Raw genomic sequence first — 1,793 nt, forward strand, 5'->3', positions numbered from 1 at the left:
CTCCCTCTATAAAATATTGATTTACTCGTTTTTTCTTTAAATTTCTTTGATTTTTATAAGCATCGACGTTTCGTAGACATCAGAAATAAGGATATATCTTGAATATTTATAAATTTTTGGATAGGTAGGGTGTAGGGGAACAAACTCCATCATCCTATTTTTTTGAAAATGGAGGACATTTCCCTATGATCGCACCTGTGGATCTCCACTCGTCTCATGGCGGTGTACCCTCCCATGTCTCACGGAGTCCTTTGCTCCTACATTCCTTCGTTCAACCTATCCATGAGGTGGAGGTCGGAATAGGCTCCCTTACTGGGTCTATGCCCGTATGGTGTGATAACGACCGACTTCTCCGTGCTTCTGATGTCTATCTTCGATACATGTTTTCAGGTTAAGCGACTTCCTGTAATGTCTTTAAGTGTGGAATATCTTGCATCATTTTCTCTTCACTGAACGAAATTTGACGTCGACCAATGGTAAACAAGATTCGAATGAGTTTACTGCATAAAGCGACAAGAGACTGCTTACCGGTTAATGGGTTATCCGGCCGTGTGCGATAGTATTCATGTAAGGCTTTAAAGGCTCTGTTTTTCGCTGATAGGGGCATCACCACCCGGAATAAGAGGGCGCGCAGTCGTTTTCGGCCTCGTTTACTAATCGTCGTTTTTCCTCGATGTTTCCCTGATTCATTCTTTTTTAAGTTCAACCCCGCCAGTTTGATGATTTGGCGTGGATGCTGATACTGGTGAAGGCTACCCACTTCCGCGAAAAAGCCGACAACCGTCATTTCTCCGATGCCTTTGATCTCGCCCATCTCTTTGGCGCCCGGAATCGTTTGAACCATTTCACTTAATTGCTTTTCCAGTTCGTCTAGACGATGGGTTAAATACTCATATTTCTCGAGTAAATAACGTAATTCTTCCTTGGCCATTTGAGTGCCCGTTTGAAGCCCGATAGAGGATTGGGCTGCCTCTTTCAATTGTTCGATTCGCTTCCTTCCAACGGCTCGTTTGACTACTTTCTTGACTTCCAAAAGAAGCTGTTCGCATGGAATCTTTGCGATTTCTTTTGGAAGATATCCTGTTTTTAAAAGTTGCAGTGCTGCTTTTCCGGTCCAATCTTTAAACACCGTAAGAAACTCCGGAAAATAGCGATCCAGCCAATTGTGTACTTGGGCTTGAACCGCATATAGATCCTGTGTCACCATGTCATGAAGTTTCATGCCTTCACGTAATTCTGCGTAGATTCCCTCTGGAAGAATCGGGATGGAATATCGTCCATCCTTGACGAGTTGGGCTATGACTTTTGCGTCTTTCACGTCATTTTTCGTAGGAGAGTTGTCATCCAGCTCTTTACTTCGTTTCACATGCATCGGATTCACGGTAACACATCGGATGTCATAGGCTTGTAAGAAGTAAGCAAGATTTAGCCAATAGTGTCCCGTTGGCTCCATTCCTACGATGACATCTCTTTTTTCATGTTGATTCATCAAGGTGTGTACCCAATTTAAAAACGTTTGAAACCCTGTTCTTGAGTTTTCAAATACAACGGCCTTCGATAGATCGAATCCCCGGTGATCTTGAGCTCTTGCCACGTGTTTGTGTTTTGCGATATCAACGCCAATGATTAATGTTTGTTCAGTGATTTGTCTAATTTTCGAATTTCGGTTATAATTCATATTAGGTCCTCCTTGGTTTATAAGTTAGGGGTCAAGGCCTTGACACCCTGTATCATACCAAGGGGACTTTTTTTGTTTCAAATCTCATTTTTCCTCATTACAGGAATGCTCCCTT

Annotated in this window: 1 protein-coding gene; it reads right to left on the reverse strand. The window is 42.6% G+C overall.

Translation table 11 applies throughout. The features are described from left to right. Positions 1-391 precede the first annotated feature (391 nt). Positions 392-1,678, reverse strand: coding sequence for an IS110 family transposase (locus H0Z31_15590; GenBank protein MBO8178843.1), 1,287 nt, complete (start codon positions 1,676-1,678; stop codon positions 392-394). Between the last annotated feature and the right edge of the window lie 115 nt (positions 1,679-1,793).

It is taken from the genome of Bacillus sp. (in: firmicutes) (assembly GCA_017656295.1).
Classification (GTDB): Bacteria; Bacillota; Bacilli; order Bacillales; family JACDOC01; genus JACDOC01.

Excerpts from the sequence above, each read along its gene's own strand:
- H0Z31_15590 (MBO8178843.1), bottom strand. The coding sequence starts at position 1,678 with ATGAATTATAACCGAAATTCGAAAATTAGACAAATCACTGAACAAACA.